Consider the following 22,930-nt stretch of genomic DNA (forward strand, 5'->3'; position numbering starts at 1 on the left):
TCAATTGTTTCGTCGGTGGTAACGCTTCCGTGTCCGGGGAGAGGGCCAAAACGGAGGTCCTATCCCCTTGAAAAAATTGTTGTTAAGCGGCGAAACGGTCGACGCCGGCGCCCTTAAGCAAATCTGCGAGTTGCTTGCGCGCATAGAACATCCGCGTCTTCACCGTGCTCTGGGGGATGCCGATGATCTGGCCGACCTCCTCCACCGACTTCTCGTGGTAATAGACGAGGTTGATGATCTCCCGATGCGCCGGCGACAGCTTCTGCACGCAGGCGCGCAGGATGGCGCTGGTGTCGCTGCGGTCGAGCGAGGTCTCCGGCGTGTCGCAACCATCAGGGATCTGACGCACGTCCTCCTGATCGATGTCCTCGAAGCGGCGCTGGCGCATCGCGGTCAGCGCCTTGAAGCGGGCGATCGAGAGCAGCCAGGTGGACACCTGCGAGCGGCCCTGGAATTGGCCGGCGGTCCGCCACACGTCCAGAAACACCTGGCTGACCAGATCTTCCGCCGTGGTGGCGTCGCGCACGATGCGCAGGATGAATCGGTACACCCGCACATTGTGCCGGCAGTAAAGGATGTGCATGGCCGTCCGGTTGCCGTCGGCAATGCTTGCGAGGAGCATGTCGTCCGAGGTCGCCTGAGCGGCAATGATGCTCTGGCTGGCTTGGGCGTTGATGGCAATGACGTTCGGCATGGACTTGGCTCCCCGTAGCGCCGCAACCGAGCGGCGTTTCCTTGGGTCAAAGTGTTAATGAGCCAACGTTTCGGGACGTCTGCACGAAAAGCGGAAAATGGTTTCGTGCGCCGTCAAATTGTTTCGCCGGACAGGGTGCGACGAAACATTCGGGGCAAAAAACCTTGTGATTTCAACGTACGGAAAATACGGGGGTGGGGATTCGGGGCCGGACGGGCGCGCCGCGGAACGAATTTAGGAGGATTGCGTTTGGTCGCGCCGCACCTACCGCTGTCGTCCCGGGGGCGATAATCTCGTAGCCCGGATGAAGCGCAGCGAAATCCGGGGCAACTCCATCCGCGGCTACAGCACCCCCGGATTGCGCTGTGCTCCATCCGGGCTACGGCAGAGCGGGTTGTGCCGCTCGCCCTACGCCTTCTCGCCCTGCGGCGAGAACAGATAGCCGCCGCCGCGGATGGTGCGGATTACGGCAGGCTTGGCCGGGTCGGGCTCGATCTTGCGGCGGATGCGCATGATGCGCAGATCGACCGCGCGGTCGAAGGCTTCGGCGTCGCGGGCGTTGGCAAGCTCGAGCAGGCGCTCGCGCGACAGCACGCGCTTCGGATTGGCCGCGAACACCTTGAGCAGCCCGAACTCGGATGCGGTCAGCGGATGCTCGTTGCCCTCGTCGTCGCGCAAGGCCTGCGCTTCGAGGTCGAGCCATTTGGTGCCGAAGCGCACCAGCTGCTCCTTGTCCGACTTCGCCGCCGGCGCCTCTGCCGCCTTGGCCGGTCCGCTCCGCCGCAGCACCGAGCGGATGCGCGCCATCAGCTCGCGCAGCTCGCAGGGCTTCGCCACGTAATCGTCCGCGCCGAGCTCGAGGCCGACGACGCGGTCGATCGGGCTCGCGGTCGCCGTCAGCATGATGACGGGCACGTTGATGCGGCTCTTGAGGTCGCGGATGATCGAGAGCCCGTCTTCCTCGGGCATGTTGAGGTCGAGCACGACGAGATCGGGCATGCTGCCCTGGATCGCGGCGCGCAAGGACTTGCCGCCGTCGCACAGCGTCACGGTGAAGCCGTGCATCTTGAGGTAATCGCCGACCATCTCCCGGGCCGGAGCCTCATCGTCGACGATCATGATGTGCTGGCTTTGGGTCATGGGCTTTGCATCATGGGCTTTGCATCATGGGCTTTGACATCACGGCGCTTCAGTCGCAGGGAGGGTGATGGTGAAGGTCGAGCCCTTGCCGGGGCCCTCGCTCTCGGCGGTCACCTCGCCGCCGTGCATGTCGATGATACGCTTGACGATGGAGAGACCAAGTCCCGTCGAGCTCTCCCCGGCAGTCGGCTTGGCCGACAGCCGCTGGAACCGGCCGAACAGCCGGCCGAGGTCCTCCGGCGACAGCCCGGCGCCCTCGTCGCTGACGCTGACGATGGTGTCGCTGCCCTCGTGGACCACGGTGACGTCGATCTTGCCGCCGATCGGCGAGTATTTGATGGCGTTGCTGATGAGATTGTCGATCGCCTCGCGGATGCGGTCGGTGTCGCACATGGTGACGATGTTGGGCGGCGCGGTGACGCTGATCGCCTGCTGCTTGTTGACCGCGAGCGGCTGGTTGGCCTCGGCGACCTCCTTGACCAGGGCGGCGACGTCGACCGGCTCGCGGCGGATGGTGATGTCGAAGGCATCGGCCATCGCGTCCGAGATCAAATGATCGACCATCGTGGTCAGGCGCTTGGTGGCGTCGCGGATGTGGTCGACCTGGGCGACGATCCCGCTTTCCGAGGCGCCGGTCGAGATCAGCTCCTTGAGCATCTCGGTGCGGCCGAGAATGACGCCGAGCGGGTTCTTCAGGTCGTGCGCGACGGTGCCCAGGATCTCGTTCTTGAAGCCGTTGGCGCGCTGCAGCCGCAACCATTGCGCCGAGAGGCGGCGGTTGGCCTGCATCAGGGCGCGGGTGCGCTGGGCGACGCGGTCCTCCAGCTGGGTATTGGCGTCCTGCAGCTGCTGGTAGAGGATGACGTTGTCGAAGGCGATCGAGAGCCTGGAGGAGAAGATCTCGACCAGCGAACGGTCGGTCTCCGACAGCTCGCGCTCGGCCTGGAGGAGCACCACGACCTCGCGGCCCGATCCGGTGCGCAAATAGATCACGCTGCGATGGTCGGCGAACTCGTTCTTGCGGCGCTGGAACGCGGCCTCCACCATCTCGCGCAGCTCGGGGTCGAGCGCCTTCGACGAGGTGGTGCCGATGAAGCGGCTGTAGCAGCCGCTGCCGGCGAGCACCGAGAGCTCGGGATCGATGCCGCCATTGTCGCGCAGCACCAGGATGCCGGCGCAATCGACGTTGAGTAGCGAAGCGAGCTGGGTCAGGACGCCCTCGGCGAGCCGCTGCATCGACTTGAAGTCGTACAGCGTGGACGCCGCATCGATGATGATCTCCAGCCCGCGCCGCGTCTGCACCATGCGCTCGAGCTGCTGATAGGAGCGCAGCGCCGCGGTCAGCGAGGTGAACAGCTTGTCGGCGGTGAGCTCGGTCTTGGCCTTGTAGTCGTTGATGTCGTACTGAACGATGACGCGCCGCTCCGGCGCCTGGCCGGGCTGGCCGGTGCGCAGGATGATGCGCACGGTCTCGTTCCGGATCTCGTTGCGGATGAACTCGACCAGCTCGAGGCCGGCGACGTCGGTCTCCATGATGACGTCGAGCAGCACGGCGGCGACGTCGCGGTGCTCGGCCATCAGCTTGCGCCCTTCGGCCGCGGAATAGGCCGACAGGATCTCCAGGCTCTGGCCGTTCAGGCTGTAGTCCGACAGGGCGAAACGCGTGCCGTCATGCACGGCGGGATCGTCATCGATGACGGCGATCTTCCATTTCCGGGCGTTGCTGTCCTCCGACGCGGTACCGGTGTCGTCGATCAGGTGGAGGACATCGTCCTGTTCGGCCATTGCGAAGATCCGTCACTTTCTGTGCTTTGCGCGCCGCCCTTGGCGACGCGGGGCATGATAATGCGAAAAGTAGTGCCTTGTCCCAGCTTGGATTCCAGCATCATCCGGCCGCCGAGCTGCTGGGTGACGAGGTTATAGACGATATGAAGGCCAAGTCCCGTGCCGCCTTCATTGCGCCGGGTGGTAAAGAAAGGGTCAAAGGCCTGGCGCTGCACGTCCGGGGTCATGCCGGCCCCGTCGTCGGAGAAGCTGATCTCGATGTCCTCGGTGCCGCGCGGCCGCGCCGAAATCGCGATCCGGCCGGCGCGGCCGTCGGCGAAGGCGTGGTTGGCGGCGTTGAGGAAGAGGTTGGTCAGGATCTGGCCGTAGGAGCCGGGATAGCCGTCGAGCAGCAGCCCCTCGGGGACGTCGACCTCCAGCGTGATCGGCGAGCGCTTCAGCACGGGCTTGAGGCTGGCGATGATCTGGTCGGTGGCTTCGCTTAAGGAGAACTGCCGCCGCTCGGCATGGGAGCGGTCGACCGCGACCTGCTTGAACGACTGGATCAGCTCGCCGGCGCGCTGGAGATTGGCGACGAGCTGCTGCGAGGCGTCGCGCGAGGACTGCACGAATTCCTCCAGCTGTGAGCGGCGCAGGCCGCCCTCGCCCTTGAGCTGGGCTTCGAAAATCTCGGTGCGCCGGGCAAAGCTCGAAGCCACCGTCAGGCTGATGCCGATCGGGTTGTTGACCTCGTGCGCGACGCCGGCAACCAGGCCGCCGAGCGCGGCCAACCGCTCGGCGTCGATCAGGTTCTGCTGCGCGGTGTTGAGCTCGAGCAGGGCGCTCTCGGCCTTCTCCTTGGACGCGCGCAGCTCGTCCTCGGTCCGGCGCTTGGCGATCGCGTTCTCGCGGAATACCTCGACCGCGCGTGCCATGGCCCCGACCTCGTCGCGCGCTTTCGTGCCCTGCACCTCGCGGTCGAGGTCGCCGAGCGTGATCGCGCGCATCGCGGTCATGATTTGCTGCAGCGGCAGGCGGATCGACAGCGCGATCAGGACGCCCGCGGTGAGGATGATGCCGAGGAAGATCACCGCGATCGACAGCACCCGGCGTGAGATGTCCGCCAGCGTGCGGTCGAACACCTCCTGCGCCTTCTGCTCGCGCTGGCGCATCTTGGTCGAGAGGTCGTCGATGGCGCCGATCGCCTCGGCCTGGCTGGCGTCGATGGTGTTGCGGAGCAGCTCAGTGCGGCTCGCAAGCTGCTCGGAGAGTTTTGCAAAACCCTCGCGAAGTGCGGCGGTGCGGGCCGCGAGCCGCCGCAAGGCCATCTTCTGCAGGTCGTTGTCGGCGAGATCGATCATGACCGGGATGGTCCTCTCGATCGTCTCGGTATGGCGGCGCGCGTCGTCGGCGGCGCCCGACGACTGCGACAGGTAATAGGAATTGGCCGCGACCAGCATCGCGGTGAAGGCTTCGCGGGATTTGCCGAGCGAGGGCCAGATCAGCGCGTCGCGATGGCCGGTGGCACCCTCGATGATGGAGTAGAGGCCCGCCATGTCCCTGGCCGGGCCCTGCACCTGCTCCTCATAGGTCTTGGCGATGGTGGACTGCACGCTGCGCAGCTCGCCGAAGCCGTTGAGGAAGCGGTCGGTGGTGCGCTCCAGCTCCTCGACCGAGCCCGATAGCATCGGGTCCTTGGCGGCGCGATTGGTCAGCGTGCCCAGCACCGCCTCGCGCAGCAACAGGATCTCGGCGAACAGGTCCGGACTCGGCTGGTTGATGTAGCGGTGGATCAGGTTCTGCAGCCGCCCGGTCTCGCTTTCGAGCAGCGCCAGGATCCGGTCGGACTCGCGCACCTGGCGCACATCGTCCCAGGCCGAGCCAAGCACCTTGGCGCCGTTCCAGATCATCGCCACCAGCACCACGACCACGGCGGAGTTCAGCGCGGCAATCGACAGGATGCGCCAGCGGATCGGCACCGCCCGTAAGAGGCCGACGATGCGCGCGCGCAGCTGCCCGATCGGGCCGGGTGGCTTGTCCGCGTGATCGCTATGTCCAAGCGCAGCCAACAGGCCTCACTCCACCTTGCGAATCCGTTCGATCAGCGCGGCCGCCGCGGGGTCGCGCGCGGCCTTGGCGTAGATTGCGGCCATGGCGTCCTCGAACGGCTTGCGGTCGATGTCCCTGATGATGGTCACGCCGGCTTCCTGCGCCTTGCGCTGCGACTGTTCCTCGAGGTCGCGCCACTTCTCGCGCATGAACCGGCTGGAGCGCTGCGCGGCCTCCTTAAAGATCGTCTGCTCCTCCGCCGACAGGCTGTTCCAGGCCTTCAGAGAGATCACCAGCACCTCCGGGCTCATCGTGTGCTCGGTCAGCGTGTAATGGCCGGCATGCTTGTAATGGTTCGTGGTCACGAAGGATGGCCAGTTGTTTTCGGCGCCGTCGATCAGATGGTTGGCAAGCCCGGTGAGCACCTGCCCGTAGGGCAGCTCGACCGGTTCGGCGCCGAGCGCGCGCATCATCTGGCTCATCAACTCCGACTGCTGCACGCGGATCCGCAATCCCTTGAGGTCCGCGATGGTCTTCACCGGGCGGACCCCGTTATAGATCGAGCGCGCACCCGAATCGTAGAAGGCGAGCCCGACGAAGCCGTAGGGCTCGAAGCTACCGAGGATCTCGCTGCCGACAGGTCCGTCCAGCACCTTCTGCATGTGCTCGATGGACCGGAACAGGAACGGCATCGCCAGCACGTTCATCGCCGGGACGAAATTGCCGATCAGGGCGACATTGGTCCGGTTGAGGTCGATCGCACCGGCCCGGGTCTGCTCGATCGTCTCCTTTTCCTCCCCGAGCTGGCGGGAGTGGAACACCTTGATCTCGTGGCGGCCCTTGGTGCGCTCGGCGATCAGGGAGCCCATGTAGCGCAGCGCCTGGACGGTCGGGTAATCTTCGGCCTGGGTGTCGGCGGCGCGAAATTCGCGCGCAACCGCACTCGTCGCGCGCATGCTCGACGAGACCGCGGCAAGCAGAAGCGCGACGAAGATCACCCCGGTCCGCGAGAGTTCGGCACGGCTCAACACTGGCACACTCAACCCCTCAGTGGTGGAGTCTATGGCGGAAGGAAAAGGTTCAATGCAATCTAAAGCGTTTTCAAGCGAAGTGGATACCGGTTCGCGTAAAGAAAACCCGTCAAATTAATAATTTAGAACCCGTTCCGATCGGAACGGGGCTCCAGCAGAAGTTAAGGGAAGTCCCACCCCGCCCCCGGCCAGCGGGCTGATTGTGCGGCGCGGCCGGCGTTCATTCCCGGTTGAAACGGCCACTGCCGGGCCTTAAGCAGGACAGCCGCCACGTCGACCGCGGCCTGGGAAGAGCCATCCTGATGTCAGCCTTGCGCCTTTTGCAGCTCGTTGCCGCCTTTGCGGCCCTCGCATTGGCCGCCCCTGCGCGGGCTGCCACCGAGATCGCCTGGTGGCACGCCATGTCCGGCGAGCTCGGCCGGCAGCTGGAAAAGCTCGCCGCCGACTTCAATGCCTCGCAATCCGATTACCGCATCGTGCCCGTCTACAAGGGCAATTACACCGAGACGGTGACGGCGGCGATCTTCGCCTTCCGCTCGCGCACCCAGCCCGCCATCGTCCAGGTCAACGAGGTCGCCACCGCCACCATGACCGCGGCCAAGGGCGCGATCTATCCGGTGTTCAGCCTGATGCGGGACCAGGGCGAGCCGTTCTCGCTCAGTGATTATCTGCCCGCGGTCTCCGGCTATTACACCGATGCGGCCGGCAATCTGTTGTCCTTTCCGTTCAATTCCTCGACGCCGATCCTCTATTACAACAAGACCATGTTCCGCGACGCCGGCCTCGATCCGGAGGCGCCGCCGAAGACCTGGCCGGAACTGGGAGCGGTCGCCAAGCGCCTGCGCGACCGCGGCGCTGCTTGCGGCTTCACCACGTCCTGGCCGTCCTGGATCCATGTCGAGAATTTCGCCGCCTTCCACAATCTGCCGCTGGCCACCCGCACCAACGGCTTTGCAGGCCTCGATGCGGAATTGACCATCAACAATCCGATCGTGGTCAAGCACGTCGGCCAGCTTGCCGAGTGGCAAAAGACAAAACTGTTCGACTATAGCGGCCGCGGCCAGTCGGCCGAGCCGCGATTCCAGAAAGGCGAATGCGGCATCTTCATCGGCTCCTCGGCCACGCGGGCCGACATCAAGGCGAATTCGAAGTTCGAGATCGGCTACGGCATGATGCCCTATTGGCCCGACGTGAAGGGCGCGCCGCAGAACTCGATCATCGGCGGCGCCACGCTGTGGGTGCTGCGCGACCGTCCGCGCGAGGAATACAAGGGCGTGGCGCGCTTCTTCGCCTATCTGTCCCAGCCCGGCGTGCAGGCCGCCTGGCACCAGAACACCGGCTATCTCCCCGTGACCCGCGCCGCCTTCGAGCTGACGCGCTCGCAAGGCTTCTACGAGCGCAATCCGGGCTCGGCGATCTCGTTCGAGCAGATCACGCTCAATCCGCCGACCGAGAACTCCAAGGGCATCCGGCTCGGCTCCTTCATCCTGATCCGCGGCGTGATCGAGGACGAGCTCGAGCAGGCCTTCGCCGGCCACAAGAGCGCGCAATCAGCACTCGATTCCGCCGTCGAGCGCGGCAACAAGCTCTTGCGCCAGTTCGAGCGCGCCAGTCCCGAGCGGTAGGGTGTGTTGCGATTAGGTCTCGCCGCCGCTGCGAACGAGGTGCGCTCCCTCCCCCGCTTGCGGGGGAGGGTTGGGGAGAGGGCTCTCTCCACGTTGGGATTGTCTGAAGTCTGCGGAGAGTGTCCCCACGTGGAGAGAGCCCCCACCCGGCGCTTCGCGCCGACCTCCCCCGCAAGCGGGAGAGGTGCACCGTTTCCTTGGCTTGCACCGCGTCAACCAAAGTTGCCCCTGCATTCGATACGCGAGTGCAGATGACAATCACGCCGCAACAGCTGCCTCCCTTCACCGACGCCGCAAGCTTCTGCGCCTTCCGCTCCGCCTCCGCGCAATGGCTGCCGGTCGCTCTCGACATCGCACGCAGACATGGCCTCGATGCCGGCTCGCCGCATGTGTTTGCGACCGGCACCAATCTCGTGGTCGGCCTCGGCGACAGGCTGATCCTGAAAATCTTTCCGCCGCTGCTCGCAGCGCAGTTCGTCTCGGAGCGCGCCGCGCTGACGCAGCTCAAAGGCCGTCTGCACCTGCCGATCCCCGAGATCGTCGCGGAGGGGATGCGCGACGGCTGGCCCTATCTCGTCATCACGCGCCTCGCCGGCACGCTGGGTTCGGAGGTCTGGCCATCACTGCCGGAGCCGCAGAAGGAGCGCCTGCTGCTCCAGATCGGGGAGACCATCGCCGCCGTGCAGCGCGTTCCGCTCGGGGAGCTCGCGTCCATCGAGCCGCGCTGGGATGCGTTCATGCGCGCCCAGATGCAGGGCTGCCGCGCGCGGCACACGCGTCTCGGCCTCGCACCAAAATTCCTCGAAGGCCTCGACGATCTCCTACGTGACGCCCCGAAGCTGATCCCGATGGACGCGCCGCCCGTGATCCTGATCGGCGAATACATTCCCGAGAACTTCCTGCTCGCCTGCGATGACGGCCAATGGTCGCTCGCAGGTCTGTTCGATTTCGGCGACGTGCTCACAGGGTGGCGCGACTACGATCTGCTCGGCCCCAGCGCCTTCATGGCGGCGGGCCGTCCGGGCAGGGTGAAGAGCCTGCTCGAAGGCTTCGGCTATGCAAGGCTGGACGCGACGCTCAAGCGCCGCCTGATGGCCCTGATGCTGCTGCACCGCGCCAGTGACCTCAACGCGCACATCTGCATCGAGGGCTGGCAGGAGCGGGCGGATGATTTGATCGAGCTGCAGGAGTTGATCTGGCCCAACTGAGGGCCCCCTCCGTCATTCCGGGGCGCCGCGCAGCGGCGGGCCCGGAATCCATTGTGCCGCGCGTTCTGCCGCCCGATGGATTCCGGGTTCGATGCTGCGCATCGCCCCGGAATGACTCTGGGGGGCCGGGGCGAGCGCCGGCGGCTGCCTCCATAATGATCCCTCGAGTCGATCAGCCTAAGTTTTACGCAATTGTGCGTCTTTGTATGCAATTGCGCGTTGCGGTGCAGAGTGCTGAGAACAGGAATAATTTGTGATATTAGCGGCTTAGATGGACTTTAGTCCTCCGTTAAGCCTTGGCACAAACCTTGCGAATCCAGTTCCAGCCAAAAACCTTTGTGTTGGAGCGATTTCATGAAGCGCCGCGATTTCCTCAAATCCGTTTCCGGGTTGGCCGCTGGCGCGGCGCTTCCGGCCATGCCGTCCGTGATCTCCTCAGCCAAGGCCGATGCCCGCTCGGAGACCTTGCTGATCGTCTCGGAAGGCGGCCCCAACAATCTCGACATCCATGGCATCGGCACCAACGTGCCCGGCTATGAAGTCTCCTGGAATTGCTACGACCGCCTGATCAGCCATGAGATGAAGAGCGGTCCCGGCGGCGTGCCCTATTACGACCGTGACAAGTTCAAGGGCGAGCTCGCCGACGACATGAAGATCGACGACATGTCGGTCACCTTCAAGCTGAAGAAGAACGCCAAATTCCACGACGGCGCGCCTGTTACCGCGAAAGACGTGAAATGGTCGCTCGACCGCGCCGTCAGCGTCGGCGGCTTCCCGACCTTCCAGATGAGCGCGGGTTCGCTCACCAAGGCCGAGCAATTCGTCGTGGTCGACGATCACACTGTGCGCGTCGAGTTCCTGAAGAAGGACAAGCTGACGATCCCCGATCTAGCCGTGATCGTGCCCTGCATCGTCAATTCCGAGCTGGTGAAGAAGAATGCCAGCGAGAAGGATCCCTGGGGCCTCGAGTTTACAAAACAGCAGACCGCCGGCTCCGGCGCCTACAAGGTGACGAAGTGGACCGCGGGCACCGAGGTGATCATGGAGCGCAATGAGGATTGGGTCGGCGGTCCGCTTCCCAAGATCAAGCGCGTGATCTGGCGCATGGTGCCGCAGGCCGGCAACCGCCGTGCACTGCTCGAGCGCGGCGATGCCGACATCTCCTATGAACTGCCGTTCAAGGATTTCCAGGAGATGAAGGCGAACGGCAAGCTCAACGTGGTGTCGCTGCCGTTCTCCAACGGCATCCAGTATATCGGCATGAACGTCACCAAGCCGCCGTTCGATAACGTCAAGGTGCGACAGGCCATCGCCTATGCGCTGCCGTATCAGAAGATCATGGACGCCGTGCTGTTCGGCCTCGGCAATCCCATGTTCGGCGCAAAGGACAAGGCCACCGAAGTCGCCTGGCCGCAGCCGCACAAGTACAACACCGACATGGAGAAGGCGAAGGCGCTGCTGGCTGAGGCCGGTTACGCCAACGGCTTCGAGACTACGATCTCGTTCGATCTCAATTTCGCCGGCGTCAACGAGCCGCTCTGCGTGCTGGTGCAGGAGAGCCTCGCCCAGCTCGGCATCAAGACCACCATCAACAAGGTGCCCGGTGCCAACTGGCGCACCGAGCTCAACAAGAAGGAGATGCCGCTGTTCACCAACGTGTTCTCGGGCTGGCTCGATTACCCCGAATACTTCTTCTACTGGTGCTATCACGGCAACAATTCCGTCTTCAACACCATGAGCTACAAGTCGGCGGCGATGGACAAGTTCATCGACGGTGCGCGCACGGCGGCCGCCACCGGCGACAAGGCCGCTTACGATGCCGACGTGAAAGGCTTCGTCGATCTCGCCTTCGCCGACGTCCCGCGCATCCCGCTGTATCAGCCGTTCGTCAACGTCGCGATGCAGAAGAACATCAGCGGCTACCAATACTGGTTCCACCGCAGGCTCGATTATCGCGCGATGGCGAAGGGGTGAGGAAAGCGAATAGGGAGCGGCGAATAGCGAGTAGGGGGACGTGATGGTCGACAGGAGCGAATATCCATTCGCCACTCGCTATTCGCCATTCGCGCGAGCGGAGCGAGCACCATGCTGACCATGATCGGCAAGCGCCTGATGTTCGCGATCCCCTCGCTGATCGGCGTCGTCATCGTCACCTTCCTGCTGACGCGCGCGCTGCCGGGCGATCCCGCGGCCTACTTCGCCGGCCCTGCCGCGACCAAGGAAGCCGTCGAGCAGATCCGGAAAAAACTCGGCTTCGACAAGCCGCTGGTCGAACAGTTCTTCCGCTATGCCAACGATCTCGCGCATGGCGATTTCGGCAACTCGCTGACGACGGGCCAGCCGGTCGCGACCGAGATCCGCAACCGCCTGCCGGCCTCAGCCGAGCTGACGCTGCTCGGCCTCTTCGTGTCCGTTGCGATCGCCATTCCGCTCGGCGTGCTCGCGGCAACGCGGCCGGGATCATGGATCGACCATCTCTGTCGGATCACGACCACGGCCGGCGTGTCGCTGCCAGTGTTCTTCACCGGCCTCGTGCTGGTCTATGTCTTCTATTTCCGGCTCGGCTGGTCGCCGGCGCCGCTCGGCCGTCTCGACGTGTTCTACAGCGCGCCGCCGACGGTGACAGGCTTCTATCTGATCGACACCCTGATCGCGCGCGATCTCGAGGCGTTCCGTTCGGCGTTGAGCCAGCTCATTCTTCCCGCAACGACGCTCGCAATCTTCTCGCTGGCGCCGATCGCGCGCATGACCCGCGCCTCGATGCTCGCGGTGCTCGCGTCCGAATTCGTCCGCACCGCGCGCGCCAGCGGCCTGTCGCCGGCAACCGTGATCGTCACCTACGCGTTCCGCAACGCGATGCTGCCGGTCATCACCACGCTCAGCATGGTGTTCTCGTTCCTGCTGGGGGCCAACGTGCTGGTCGAGAAAGTGTTCGCATGGCCGGGCATCGGCTCCTACGCGGTGGAAGCGCTGATCTCCTCCGACTTCGCGCCGGTGCAGGGTTTCGTGCTGACCATGGCCGTCATGTACGTGCTGCTCAATCTGATCATCGACATTTTGTACGGCGTGATCGACCCGCGCGTCAGGCTGGAGGGGTAGGTTATGAGCTCCGTTGCGCCTGCTGTTGAACCTGTCGGTCCCGCCCGCACGTCAGGCCTCGTCGCGGTACTCGAGCAGACCCGCTATGTCCTCGGCGAGAACAAGGTCACGGGTTTTGCCTTTGCGCTGCTCCTGATCATCGTGTTCGCCGCGCTGTTCGGCCCTTACGTGGTGCCGTACGATCCGCTCGCCTCGGATACGGCCGCTGCGTTGAAACCGCCGTCGGCGGCGCACTGGTTCGGCACCGACCAGCTGGGCCGCGACATCTTCAGCCGTGTCATCGTCGCCACGCGCCTCGACTTCTTCATCGCGATCGCCTCGGTCGCGCTGGTGTTCCTGATGGGCGGCCTTGCCGGCATCGCGGCCGGCTATTTCGGCGGCTGGACCGACCGCATCGTCGGCCGCATCGCCGATACCATCATGGCCTTCCCGCTGTTCGTGCTGGCGATGGGCATCGTCGCCGCGCTCGGCAACACCGTGCAGAACATCATCCTGGCCACCGCGATCGTGAACTTCCCGCTCTATGCCCGCGTCGCGCGCGCGGAAGCCAATGTCCGCCGCAATGCCGGCTTCGTGCAGGCCGCGCGTCTGTCAGGCAACGGCGAGTTCCGCATCCTTCTGGTGCATATCCTGCCGAACATCATGCCGATCATGATCGTGCAGATGTCGCTGACCATGGGCTACGCCATCCTCAACGCCGCCGGCCTCTCCTTCATCGGCCTCGGCGTCCGTCCGCCGACCGCCGAATGGGGCATCATGGTCGCCGAAGGCGCGGGCTTCATGGTGTCGGGCGAATGGTGGATCGCGCTCTTCCCAGGCCTTGCCCTGATGATCGCCGTGTTCTGCTTCAACCTCCTCGGCGACGGCCTGCGCGATATCGTCGATCCCCAGCGGAGGACGTGATGGCAGACGTAGGTCAGAAATTCTCCAATGATTTCAGTCGCCATTCTACTGTGCATGGGGTTGTTTTCGACCGTTTAAGTGACGGGAGCCGTCCGTGACCGCCCAGCCGCTGCTCGACGTCCAGGATCTCACGGTCGAATTCACCACCCGACGCGGCATCGTCAAGGCGGTGCAGCACGTCAACATCTCCGTCGCCAAGGGCGAGACGCTCGCCATCGTCGGCGAATCCGGCTCCGGCAAGTCGGTGACCTCCTACGCGGTGATGCGCATCCTCGACCGCGCCGGCAAGATCGCCGAGGGCTCGGTGATGTTCTCCGGCATCGACGTCAAGGCGGCGACAGAAGACCAGATGCGGGACTTGCGCGGCCGCGAAGTCTCGATGATCTTCCAGAACCCGCGCGCCGCTCTGAACCCGATCCGCAAAGTCGGCGACCAGATCGAGGACGTGCTGCGCACCCATGTGCAGCAGGCCCAGGTCGCCGATCACGGCGAGAAGGCGATCGAGGCGCTGGAGCAGGTCAAGATCGCCCGCCCACGCGAGCGGTATCACGCCTATCCGTTCGAGCTCTCCGGCGGCATGTGCCAGCGCGTCGTCATTGCGCTGGCGCTCGCCTGCAATCCGCAGCTGCTCATCGCCGACGAGCCGACCACCGGATTGGACGTCACCACGCAGAAAGCGGTGATGGACCTGATCGTCGAGCTGACCAAACGCCGCGCGATGTCGACCATCCTGATCACGCACGATCTTGGCCTCGCTGCCGCCTATTGCGACCGCGTCGTCGTGATGGAGAAGGGCCGCGTCGTCGAGACCGCCACGGCTGCCGACATTTTTGCCAACCCTCAGCACCCCTACACCAAGAAGCTGATGCGCGCGACGCCGCGGCTCGGGGTGAGCTTGCGCGATCTGCTGCCGGACGAGGAGGGCGCAGCCACATCTGCATCCCTTGTCGCCGCGCCTGACCAGCACGCTTCTCAAAGCGAAGGGAAGAGCGATCAGCTCCTCCTCCGCGTTGAAAAGCTCGTCAAGGAATATCCCCGCCAGGGCGCGACCGCCGTGCTCGGCAAGCTGTTCGGCCGCAAGCCTCCCGTCGAGCCCGACGTGTTCCGCGCCGTCGACGGCATCAGCTTTGCGATCGGTCATGGCGAGAGCGTCGGTCTGGTCGGCGAATCCGGCTGCGGCAAATCGACCACGTCGATGATGGTGATGCGCCTGCTCGACCAGACCTCCGGCCTGATCCAGTTCGACGGCGAGGACATCGGCGGCATTCAGCCTGCCGCCTTCGCCCGGCTGCCGCAGCGCAGCCGCATCCAGATGGTGTTCCAGGACCCGACCGACAGCCTCAACCCGCGCTTCACCGCCGCGCGCGCGATCGCCGACCCGATCATGCAGCTTGGCGATATCAAGGGCCGCGACGCGCTCCGCGCCCGCTGCGAGGAACTCGCCACCATGGTCGGGCTGCCGCACAATCTGCTCGACCGCTTCCCGCATCAATTGTCCGGCGGCCAGAAGGCCCGCGTCGGTATCGCCCGGGCGATCGCGCTGCATCCCAAGCTCGTCATCCTCGACGAGCCGACCGCGGCGCTGGACGTCTCCGTGCAGGCTGTCGTCCTCAACCTGCTGCAGGACCTCAAGGCGAGGCTAGGTATGAGTTATCTGTTCGTCTCGCATGATTTGAACGTGGTGCGCTTGTTGTGCGATCGTGTCATTGTGATGCGGACCGGACGGATCGTCGAGGAGGGCTCTTCCGAGCAGGTTCTCGGCGATCCCAAGGACGACTACACCAAGGAGCTGCTGACGGCGATCCCGCATCCGCCGTTGCCGACACACTAAGACTGCACTGATTGCTTGAGAGCGTGATGGCCGAACCCCTGGACGACTATATCGACGCCGTATCGAAGGCGCTGGCGCTGCCGATCGAGGAGGCCTGGCGGCCTGCCGTGCGCGCCAACCTCGAGGTCTCGTTGCGGCTTGGCCGTCTGGTCGACGAATTCGCGCTGCCGGACGAGACCGAGCCGGCGCCGATCTTCACGGCCTGACGCCATGTCCGCCAAGCCAGAGATGACGGCCTCCGAGATCGCAAGTGCGGTTGCGGGGCGCAAGATGTCCGCGCTCGATGCCACTGAAGCTGCGCTCGCGCGCATCGAGCATCATGACGGCATCCTCAATTCCTTCACCGACGTCACCGCCGAACGAGCCCGGGCGAAAGCGCGCGCGATCGATGCCGACATCGCCGCGGGCAGGAAAGTCGGTCCGCTCGCCGGCGTCCCCTTCGCCGTCAAGAACCTGTTCGATGTCGCGGGCCTGCCAACGCGCGCCGGATCGAAGATCAACCGCGACCTCGCGCCCGCCAGACGCGATGCGATCTTGATCGAGCGGATGGAGGCGGCCGGCGCCGTTCTCGTCGGTGCGCTCAACATGGGCGAATACGCCTACGATTTCACGGGCGAGAACATCCACGACGGTCCCTCGCGCAATCCGCACGACACCACGCGGATGAGCGGCGGCTCCTCCGGCGGCTCGGGCAGCGCCGTCGGCGGCGCGCTGGTGCCGATCGCGCTCGGCTCCGACACCAACGGCTCGATACGCGTGCCGTCGTCCTTCTGCGGCATCTTCGGCCTGAAGCCGACCTATGGCCGGCTGTCACGTGCGCGCTCCTTCCCGTTCGTGGCGAGCCTCGATCATCTCGGCCCGTTCGCGCGCTCCGTCGCCGATCTCGCGCTCGCCTATGACGCGATGCAGGGTCCGGATGCCGACGACGGCGCCTGCACCACGCGCGGGTTGGAGCCCGTCACGCCGCGGCTCGATGAGTCCATCTCCGGCCTGCGCGTTGCGATCGCCGGCGGACACTTCCAGAAGAACGTGTTTCCGGAAGCGGTCGAAGCCGTCAGCCGCGTCGCCCAGGCGCTGGGCGCGACGCAAGTGGTGGATGTTCCCGAAGCATCGCGCGCCCGTGCGGCGGCTTACGTCATCACCACCACCGAAGGCGCTTCGCTCCATCTCGATCGCCTGCGCAAGCGCCCTGGCGATTTCGACCCGGCGGTGCGCGACCGGCTGATCGCGGGCGCCATGGTGCCGGCCTCGCTGGTCGACCGCGCGCAAAAATTCCGCCGCTGGTATCGCGCGCAGCTTGCCGAGATCTTTCGATCGGTCGACGTGCTGCTGGCGCCGGCGACGCCCTGCACCGCGCCGAAGCTCGGCCAGGTCAATTTCAATCTCGACGGCGTCGAGCTGCCGGTGCGCGCCAATATCGGCATCCACACCCAGCCGATCTCCTTCATCGGCCTGCCGGTGGTCGCGGTCCCCGTGCCGCTCGAGCCGCTGCCGATCGGCGTGCAGATCATTTGTGCGCCCTGGCGCGAGGACATCGCGCTGCGCGTCGCGCACGCATTGGAGAAGATGGGCGTCGTCGCTGCGCCCGCGCCGAGAGGGTTCTAAGATGCAGATCGATCTCCCCGAGGTGATCGCGGAAGTCAAAGCCGCGTTCGAGCGCTATGAGCAAGCCCTCGTCAGCAACGACGTCGCCGTGCTCGGCGAGCTCTTCCGCAACGATCCGCGCACCTTGCGCTACGGCATCGGCGAGAACCTCTATGGCTACGAGGCGATCAGCGGCTTCCGTGCCGCGCGCTCGCCGGCCGGGCTGAACCGCCGCACCGCCAAAACCGTGATCACCAGCTATGGCCGCGACACGGCCGTGGCGTCCACCTTGTTCTATCGCGATACGGCTCCCGGCAAGGTCGGCCGGCAGATGCAGACGTGGATACGTTTCCCGGAGGGCTGGCGCGTCGTCGCCGCTCATGTCAGCATCATCGACGAGCCGAAAGAGACCGTATGACGCTTGATGATCTTCCGCAGGGCGCATTGCCGGCCGAGCCGGTGGTGCCGCGCGTCGACCGTGCATCGCCGTCGCTGCTGAAGGTCACGCGCGCCGAGGAGCTGCGGCTGCAGCTTGCCGACGAGATCGTGCGGGGAACGCTGGCACCGGGCTCGCCGCTGGACGAGACCGACATCGCGCGGCGCTTCAACGTCTCGCGCACGCCGGTACGCGAGGCACTGCGCCAATTGGTGGCGAGCGGCCTCGTCGAGGCGCGGCCGCATCGCGGCGCCGTGGTGGCGCGGCCATCCGTCGAGCGGCTGAAAGGCATGTTCGAGGCGATGGCGGAGCTCGAGGCCTTGTGCGCCGGTCTTGCCGCCGAACGCATGTCGCCGGCGGAGCGTCACGGCCTGGAGGCCGTCCACGAGGAGCTGCGGGTGCTGAGCTACACCGGCAATCCCGAGCGCTTCCACGAGGTCAACGAGCGCTTCCACAACGCGATCTATGCCGGCTCGCAGAACGGTTACATCGCCGAGATCACGCTCGCGACCCGCGTGCGCGTGCAGCCGTTCCGCCGCGCCCAGTTCCGCAACCTCGGCCGCCTCGCCAAGTCGCAAGCCGAGCACGACCGCGTCGTCGTCGCCATCATGCGCGGCGACAAGCAGGGCGCCGCCGCCGCCATGCGCGCGCATATCGAGCTGGTGCGCGGGGAGTACGAGATCTACGCGGTGTCGGTGTGAGTTGCGTGTTCACCACGAGGTGAAGGAGAGGCGTCGGTTCTCAGGAACCCGGCTTTGCACCGATCGTTTCCTCCCATCGATCCGATAAGGAGAAAACACCATGGCCTCCTCCGAGAAAGATCCGCGCCATCACACCCAGAAGATGAAGCAGCGTCTACAGGAGACGGTGACGCATCTGCGCGAAGACATCCGCAAGGTCGACGAGCCCCAGCTCACCGCGATGTTCGAAACGTCCGCAGAGGTGCTGTCCGGCCTCGTCAAGGCGTTCGACGATTACGAGAAGAAGAACGAAGCCGCCTGGCGCAAGTCGGCGTGAGGCCGCGGTCGCTGTCTACGCCGTCGTAGCTTCAGCCATAAACTTGCGCCAGCCGCCATAGGCGGTGATGTCGCGAGCTTCGCCCAGCACTTCCGGCTCGACCAAAAATCCCTTCACGCTGCGGCCGTCGGCGAGCCTGATCGTGCCGATCGCCATGGGCGCGGGAATCGCGTTGACGAACTTGCCGAAGGCGGAGGACGACAGCGACCAGATCTCCAGCTCGATCGCAGCGCCTTGGCCGGCCTCGACGCGCAGCATGCCCGGCTTCGGCGGCGTGGTCTGGAGTGCATAGAGCTTGTAATCGGCGGCCGTCCTGGTGGCCTCGATCATGTGTGCGTTCAGCGCCGTCAGCTCGCCGTTCAGCGCCATGCCGGACAGATGTGCGCCGACCACCGCGATCGGAATCTCGTCGTCGCTGCTTGCGGGCAGGGGCGCGAGCGGGGCCTGCGCCACACCCTTCGCGCCGACCGTCAGTTTCGTGTCGCCATGGAACACCCGTCCGATGCTGGCCAGCAGCGCGTCGCGCCCTGCGGGCGCCAGCAGAGTGATGCCGAACGGAATTCCGTCGCTGCGCATCGCAGCCGGCACGGCGAGGCCGCAGAGGTCGAGCAGGTTGACGAAATTGGTGTAGGTGCCGAGCCGGCTGTTGAGCTCGATCGGATTGGCCAGCACCTGCGCGGTCGTATAGGCCGTCGGCGCCGTCGGCAGCACCAGCGCGTCGATGTTGGCGAACGTGCGCTCGGCGATCTTGCGCAGGCCCTGCAGGCGATAGAGCGCCGAGAAGGTTTCCGCCGCGGTCAGCCGCGCGCCGGCCGCGGTGATCTCCCGCGTGACGGGGTGGATCGTGTCTGGCGCGGACGCCAGCAGGTTCTTGATCACGAGGTAACGCTCGGCGACCCAGGGGCCCTCATAGAGCAGCCGCGCCGTCTCGTAGAACGGCTCGAGGTCGAACTCGACCAGCTTTGCCCCGAGCGCGGTCCATCGCTTCAGCGCATCGTTGTAGGCGGCTTCCGCTTTCTTGTCGCCGAAGAAGATCAGCTGGCCGTTGCGCGGCACACCCAAGCGCAGGTTTGCCGGCATCGGCGTGATCGCGCCGAACGGCCGGTCGCGCGAGAATGGATCGGCCTGGTCGGGGCCGGCCATCACCGACAGCGCGAGTGCGGCATCGTCCACGGTCAGTGCGAACACCGAGATGCAGTCGAGCGTGCGGCAGGCCGGCACCAGGCCTGCGGTCGAGATCATGCCGAGGCTCGGCTTCAACCCGACGATGTTATTGAGCATCGCCGGCACGCGGCCCGAGCCGGCGGTATCCGTGCCGAGCGACAACGGCACGAGCCCGGCGCCGACCGCGGTGGCCGAGCCCGAGCTCGAGCCGCCGGGAATCAGATCCTCGCGGATCGAATTCCGGGGAATGCCGTAGGGCGAGCGGACGCCGACGAGGCCGGTCGCGAACTGGTCGAGATTGGTCTTGCCGATGATGATCGCCCCCGCCCCGCGCAGCCGTTCCACCGCGGTCGAGTCGTGTGCCGGCGTGTAGGAGAAAGCCGGGCAGGCCGCGGTGGTAGGGAAGCCCAGCGCGTCGATATTGTCCTTCACCGCGACCGGCACGCCGTAAAGCGGCAGGCTGGCAGCATCCGCCTGGGCCGCGAGCTTCTCTGCTTCCGCGATCGCGTCCTTCTCGTCGCGCAGGCTGATGAACACGGCAGGATCGTCGTGATCGCGGATGCGCTGATAGGTCCGCGCGACCGTCTCTGCCGGCGTCAGCGTCCCCGCGCGGTGCGCGGCCACAATCGCGGCGATCGTTTCAGGCTGCTCGGCCCCCATGGCGGCAAAACTCCGGCAATTCGACTTCGCCCGGAGCGAAGCAAGCGATGTGCCATTGTGTACAGAATCGGGGCAGGATGATCGTGCCGGATCTTATCGTGCGATCAGTGGCTTGGGGGACATTTCGGCCGGCGCACGGCCAGTCGCCTCAGTGACCTATCTGCCCAAATCATAGGCAGCCGGGATCAGGTGAAGCCGGAGAGGATCCGGAGCAGCTGTGCCCGGTTCTCCTTGCCGATCTTCGCCTCGACGTGCCGCTCGTGCTCGGCCGCGAGCCGCTTGAATTTCGTCAGCGCCGTCTCGCCCTGCGCGGTGAGGTGCAGCGCATGCGAGCGCCGGTCCTGCTTCGACTTGATCCGCTTCACCAGCTTGCGCTGCTCGAGGCTGTCGAGCAGGTGCACCAGCCGGGCGCGCTCGATGCCGAGGCGTTTTGCCACCGCCATCTGCGACAGGCCCGGATTGGCGCCGATCACGGTCAGCACCGAATATTGCGTCGGCCTGATGTCGACCTCGCCGAGCGTCTTGATGAAGTCCTGAAAGATCCAGATCTGGAAGCGCCGCACTGCATAGCCGGCGTGGCCGGCCAGCGCGTCGAGGCCGACGTCGTCCGCACCATCGCGTGGTGCTGCGCCGTTGCCGGCGCGCTTGCGCGGGGCGTGGCGGCCGTCGGCCCGGGATGCTGTGGCTGTCACGTCGTGTCTCCTGTCGCGCAACCCTAGCGCCCTTGGACCCGGAGCGAAAGATTGTTGTTGACGACAACAATTGGCGTGCCCAACATTATAGGCCAAAGCAGCCCGGAACGAGGCCGCGGTCGATCCTGTAACCGGGATGGAGGAGGAAACACATGACAGTCGCCTCACATGGTGACGTTGCAGGCCTGTTCGCAACGCCAAGGACCGTCGCAGAGCATCGGCCCGACGGCAGCATCGTTCTGCGCTCGCCCGAGCCTCTCGGCGAGACTGCGCGCTGCACCGGCGATTGGCTGGAGCAATGGGCGCAGCAAAGGCCGGATGCGATCTTCCTGGCCGAGCGCGGCAACGTCGAAATGCCCTGGACCACCGTCACGTATGCGCAGGCGCTGCGGAAGGTGCGCGCCGCCGCGTCCTGGATCCTGGCGCAAGGGCTCAGCGCGGACCGCCCCGTCGCGATCCTCTCGGACAACAGCATCGATCATGCGCTGCTCGCGCTCGCCGCCCAGCATGTCGGCGTGCCCTTGGCGGCGATCTCGCCGGCCTATTCGCTGATGTCGAAAGATTTCGACAAGCTCAAGAGCATGATTGCGCTGCTCGATCCGGGCGCGATCTACGTCTCTGCGCTCCAGCCGTTCGCGCCAGCGCTGGCCGCCATCAAGCCGTTGCACAGCGCACACATCATCAGCGGCAATGCCGATGACGTCGACGCGCTCGCGTTCCACGCCATTGCGGCAACGCCCGAGACGCCTGACGTCGCAAGAGCCTTCGCCGCGGTGACGCCTGATACGATCGCAAAATTCCTGTTCACCTCGGGTTCGACCGGCACGCCGAAAGCCGTCATCAACACCCAGCGCATGCTGACGTCGAGCCAGCAGGCCAAGGCGCAGACCTGGACCTTCCTCGAACGGAGCCGCGATCTCGTCATTCTCGATTGGCTGCCCTGGAGCCACACCTTCGGCGCCAACCACAATTTCAACCTCGTGCTGCGCAACGGCGGCGCGCTCTACATCGACGGCGGCAAGCCCGCGCCCGGCCTGTTCGCGACCTCGCTCGCCAACCTTAGAAGCGTGATGCCGACGGTCTATTTCAACGTGCCGCGCGGCTTCGACATGCTGATCGCCGCGCTGCGCAGCGACGAGGAATTGCGCCGCCGCTTCTTCGGCGAGGTGAAATTCGCCTTCTATGCCGGGGCCGCGCTGCCGCAGAATCTGTGGGATGCTCTCGAAGAGCTCTCGCTCGAGACGGTCGGCCGCAAGCTGCCGATGGTCTCGGCCTGGGGCTCGACGGAAACCTCACCGCTCGCCACCGACTGTCATTTTCTCGCCGAGCGCTCCGGCAACATCGGCGTGCCCATTCCCGGCACCGAGCTGAAGCTCGTCACCTCCGGCGACAAGCTGGAGGTGCGGGTGCGTGGCCCCAACGTCACGCCCGGCTATTGGAAGGCACCCGAGCTGACCAGGCAAGCGTTCGACGAGGAGGGCTTTTACTTGATCGGAGATGCGGTGAAGCTTGCCGATAGCGCGCGCCCCGAGCGCGGCCTGTTCTTCGACGGCCGCGTTGCCGAAGACTTCAAGCTCAATTCCGGCACATGGGTCAGCGTCGGCGGCTTGCGCGTTGCCGGCATCGCCGCGCTGGCGCCGCTGGCTCAGGACATCGTCGTCGCCGGCCACGGCGGTGACGAGGTGCGTTTCCTCGTGTTTCCGAACATCGTGGCCTGCCGCGCCCATGCCGGTCTGCCCGAAACGGCGGCGGCCAGCGACGTGCTGGCACACGACAAGGTCCGCAGCGCCATCGCGCAGGGTCTGGCGAAGCTGAAACAGCAGAGCGCCAACTCGTCCGGACACGCCACCCGCGCGCTGCTGCTCGCCGAGCCACCGTCGGTCGACGGCGGCGAGATCACCGACAAGGGCTACATCAACCAGCGCGCCGTGCTGACGCGCCGCGCCGATGCGGTAGCGCGGCTGAACGATGATGCGTCGGGTGAGTGGATCGGATTGTAAAGGCCGAGTTAGCGACGCCACACTCCGCTGTCA

19 protein-coding genes are annotated in these 22,930 nt (G+C 65.5%); 12 read left to right on the forward strand and 7 right to left on the reverse strand.

The genetic code is table 11. The features are described from left to right. Positions 1 to 82: 82 nt before the first annotated feature. From I6F33_RS00175 to I6F33_RS00195, 5 genes are all read right to left on the reverse strand, one after another. Positions 83 to 694, reverse strand: coding sequence for a sigma-70 family RNA polymerase sigma factor (locus tag I6F33_RS00175; RefSeq protein ID WP_036020284.1), 612 nt, complete (start codon positions 692 to 694; stop codon positions 83 to 85). A gap of 408 nt (positions 695 to 1,102) precedes the next feature. Continuing rightward, positions 1,103 to 1,834, reverse strand: a complete 732-nt coding sequence (locus I6F33_RS00180) for a response regulator (RefSeq protein WP_036001902.1) — start codon at positions 1,832 to 1,834, stop codon at positions 1,103 to 1,105. Between the two features lie 39 nt (positions 1,835 to 1,873). Beyond that, complete coding sequence (locus I6F33_RS00185; RefSeq protein ID WP_225140622.1) at positions 1,874 to 3,619, reverse strand: DUF3369 domain-containing protein; 1,746 nt, start codon at positions 3,617 to 3,619, stop codon at positions 1,874 to 1,876. Further along, a complete protein-coding gene (locus I6F33_RS00190; RefSeq protein ID WP_225141278.1) occupies positions 3,589 to 5,619 on the reverse strand; it encodes an ATP-binding protein in 2,031 nt (676 codons plus the stop codon). The genes I6F33_RS00185 and I6F33_RS00190 overlap by 31 nt, the downstream gene beginning before the upstream one ends. Positions 5,620 to 5,673: 54 nt before the next feature. Further along, positions 5,674 to 6,684, reverse strand: a complete 1,011-nt coding sequence (locus I6F33_RS00195; protein ID WP_346657196.1) for a TRAP transporter substrate-binding protein — start codon at positions 6,682 to 6,684, stop codon at positions 5,674 to 5,676. A 296-nt stretch (positions 6,685 to 6,980) separates the two neighbouring features. Here I6F33_RS00195 and ugpB point away from each other — a divergent pair, with 296 nt between their 5' ends. The 11 genes from ugpB (at position 6,981) to I6F33_RS00250 (ending at position 18,381) form a co-directional block, all read left to right on the forward strand. Next, positions 6,981 to 8,303, forward strand: coding sequence for a sn-glycerol-3-phosphate ABC transporter substrate-binding protein UgpB (ugpB, locus tag I6F33_RS00200; protein WP_225140624.1), 1,323 nt, complete (start codon positions 6,981 to 6,983; stop codon positions 8,301 to 8,303). Positions 8,304 to 8,554: 251 nt separating this feature from the next. Then, positions 8,555 to 9,511: a phosphotransferase gene (locus I6F33_RS00205; protein WP_225141280.1), complete on the forward strand. Its 957-nt coding sequence runs from the start codon at positions 8,555 to 8,557 to the stop codon at positions 9,509 to 9,511. A 354-nt stretch (positions 9,512 to 9,865) separates the two neighbouring features. Next, on the forward strand, positions 9,866 to 11,485 hold the full coding sequence (locus tag I6F33_RS00210) for an ABC transporter substrate-binding protein (protein WP_225140625.1): 1,620 nt from the start codon (positions 9,866 to 9,868) through the stop codon (positions 11,483 to 11,485). Between the two features lie 111 nt (positions 11,486 to 11,596). After that, on the forward strand, positions 11,597 to 12,610 hold the full coding sequence (locus I6F33_RS00215) for an ABC transporter permease (protein ID WP_036042816.1): 1,014 nt from the start codon (positions 11,597 to 11,599) through the stop codon (positions 12,608 to 12,610). Positions 12,611 to 12,613: 3 nt separating this feature from the next. Beyond that, positions 12,614 to 13,513, forward strand: a complete 900-nt coding sequence (locus I6F33_RS00220) for an ABC transporter permease (RefSeq protein ID WP_036001868.1) — start codon at positions 12,614 to 12,616, stop codon at positions 13,511 to 13,513. A 94-nt stretch (positions 13,514 to 13,607) separates the two neighbouring features. Continuing rightward, positions 13,608 to 15,344: an ABC transporter ATP-binding protein gene (locus I6F33_RS00225; protein WP_225140628.1), complete on the forward strand. Its 1,737-nt coding sequence runs from the start codon at positions 13,608 to 13,610 to the stop codon at positions 15,342 to 15,344. A 26-nt stretch (positions 15,345 to 15,370) separates the two neighbouring features. Then, positions 15,371 to 15,550 carry a DUF4089 domain-containing protein gene (locus I6F33_RS00230; RefSeq protein WP_036001861.1) on the forward strand — a complete coding sequence of 60 codons (180 nt, stop codon included), beginning with the start codon at positions 15,371 to 15,373 and terminating at the stop codon, positions 15,548 to 15,550. Between the two features lie 4 nt (positions 15,551 to 15,554). Further along, positions 15,555 to 16,949: an AtzE family amidohydrolase gene (locus I6F33_RS00235; protein ID WP_225140630.1), complete on the forward strand. Its 1,395-nt coding sequence runs from the start codon at positions 15,555 to 15,557 to the stop codon at positions 16,947 to 16,949. Position 16,950: 1 nt separating this feature from the next. Next, complete coding sequence (gene hpxZ, locus I6F33_RS00240) at positions 16,951 to 17,346, forward strand: oxalurate catabolism protein HpxZ (RefSeq protein ID WP_225113423.1); 396 nt, start codon at positions 16,951 to 16,953, stop codon at positions 17,344 to 17,346. Then, a complete protein-coding gene (locus I6F33_RS00245; protein WP_036042811.1) occupies positions 17,343 to 18,065 on the forward strand; it encodes a GntR family transcriptional regulator in 723 nt (240 codons plus the stop codon). Before hpxZ ends, I6F33_RS00245 begins: the two co-directional genes overlap by 4 nt. 100 nt (positions 18,066 to 18,165) lie before the next feature. Beyond that, positions 18,166 to 18,381 (forward strand): hypothetical protein, encoded by a 216-nt coding sequence (locus I6F33_RS00250; RefSeq protein WP_029673845.1) that lies wholly within the window; start codon positions 18,166 to 18,168, stop codon positions 18,379 to 18,381. Between the two features lie 15 nt (positions 18,382 to 18,396). Here the strand turns inward: I6F33_RS00250 and atzF are convergent, their stop codons facing one another. Together atzF and I6F33_RS00260 are read right to left on the reverse strand one after the other, a co-directional pair. After that, complete coding sequence (atzF, locus tag I6F33_RS00255; RefSeq protein WP_225140632.1) at positions 18,397 to 20,205, reverse strand: allophanate hydrolase; 1,809 nt, start codon at positions 20,203 to 20,205, stop codon at positions 18,397 to 18,399. Positions 20,206 to 20,390: 185 nt separating this feature from the next. Then, complete coding sequence (locus I6F33_RS00260; RefSeq protein ID WP_225140634.1) at positions 20,391 to 20,897, reverse strand: MarR family winged helix-turn-helix transcriptional regulator; 507 nt, start codon at positions 20,895 to 20,897, stop codon at positions 20,391 to 20,393. Positions 20,898 to 21,049: 152 nt separating this feature from the next. On the opposite strand from I6F33_RS00260, the gene I6F33_RS00265 reads away from it, so the two are divergent. After that, positions 21,050 to 22,897, forward strand: coding sequence for a feruloyl-CoA synthase (locus I6F33_RS00265; protein WP_225140637.1), 1,848 nt, complete (start codon positions 21,050 to 21,052; stop codon positions 22,895 to 22,897). Positions 22,898 to 22,930: the final 33 nt, after the last annotated feature.

It is taken from the genome of Bradyrhizobium sp. BRP20 (genome assembly GCF_020194215.1).
Classification (GTDB): domain Bacteria; phylum Pseudomonadota; class Alphaproteobacteria; order Rhizobiales; family Xanthobacteraceae; genus Bradyrhizobium; species Bradyrhizobium yuanmingense.

Excerpts from the sequence above, each read along its gene's own strand:
- I6F33_RS00175 (WP_036020284.1), bottom strand. The coding sequence starts at position 694 with ATGCCGAACGTCATTGCCATCAACGCCCAAGCCAGCCAGAGCATCATT.
- I6F33_RS00180 (WP_036001902.1), bottom strand. The coding sequence starts at position 1,834 with ATGACCCAAAGCCAGCACATCATGATCGTCGACGATGAGGCTCCGGCC.
- I6F33_RS00185 (WP_225140622.1), bottom strand. The coding sequence starts at position 3,619 with ATGGCCGAACAGGACGATGTCCTCCACCTGATCGACGACACCGGTACC.
- ugpB (WP_225140624.1), top strand. The coding sequence starts at position 6,981 with ATGTCAGCCTTGCGCCTTTTGCAGCTCGTTGCCGCCTTTGCGGCCCTC.
- I6F33_RS00205 (WP_225141280.1), top strand. The coding sequence starts at position 8,555 with ATGACAATCACGCCGCAACAGCTGCCTCCCTTCACCGACGCCGCAAGC.
- I6F33_RS00210 (WP_225140625.1), top strand. The coding sequence starts at position 9,866 with ATGAAGCGCCGCGATTTCCTCAAATCCGTTTCCGGGTTGGCCGCTGGC.
- I6F33_RS00215 (WP_036042816.1), top strand. The coding sequence starts at position 11,597 with ATGCTGACCATGATCGGCAAGCGCCTGATGTTCGCGATCCCCTCGCTG.
- I6F33_RS00220 (WP_036001868.1), top strand. The coding sequence starts at position 12,614 with ATGAGCTCCGTTGCGCCTGCTGTTGAACCTGTCGGTCCCGCCCGCACG.
- I6F33_RS00230 (WP_036001861.1), top strand. The coding sequence starts at position 15,371 with ATGGCCGAACCCCTGGACGACTATATCGACGCCGTATCGAAGGCGCTG.
- I6F33_RS00235 (WP_225140630.1), top strand. The coding sequence starts at position 15,555 with ATGTCCGCCAAGCCAGAGATGACGGCCTCCGAGATCGCAAGTGCGGTT.
- hpxZ (WP_225113423.1), top strand. The coding sequence starts at position 16,951 with ATGCAGATCGATCTCCCCGAGGTGATCGCGGAAGTCAAAGCCGCGTTC.
- I6F33_RS00245 (WP_036042811.1), top strand. The coding sequence starts at position 17,343 with ATGACGCTTGATGATCTTCCGCAGGGCGCATTGCCGGCCGAGCCGGTG.
- I6F33_RS00250 (WP_029673845.1), top strand. The coding sequence starts at position 18,166 with ATGGCCTCCTCCGAGAAAGATCCGCGCCATCACACCCAGAAGATGAAG.
- atzF (WP_225140632.1), bottom strand. The coding sequence starts at position 20,205 with ATGGGGGCCGAGCAGCCTGAAACGATCGCCGCGATTGTGGCCGCGCAC.
- I6F33_RS00265 (WP_225140637.1), top strand. The coding sequence starts at position 21,050 with ATGACAGTCGCCTCACATGGTGACGTTGCAGGCCTGTTCGCAACGCCA.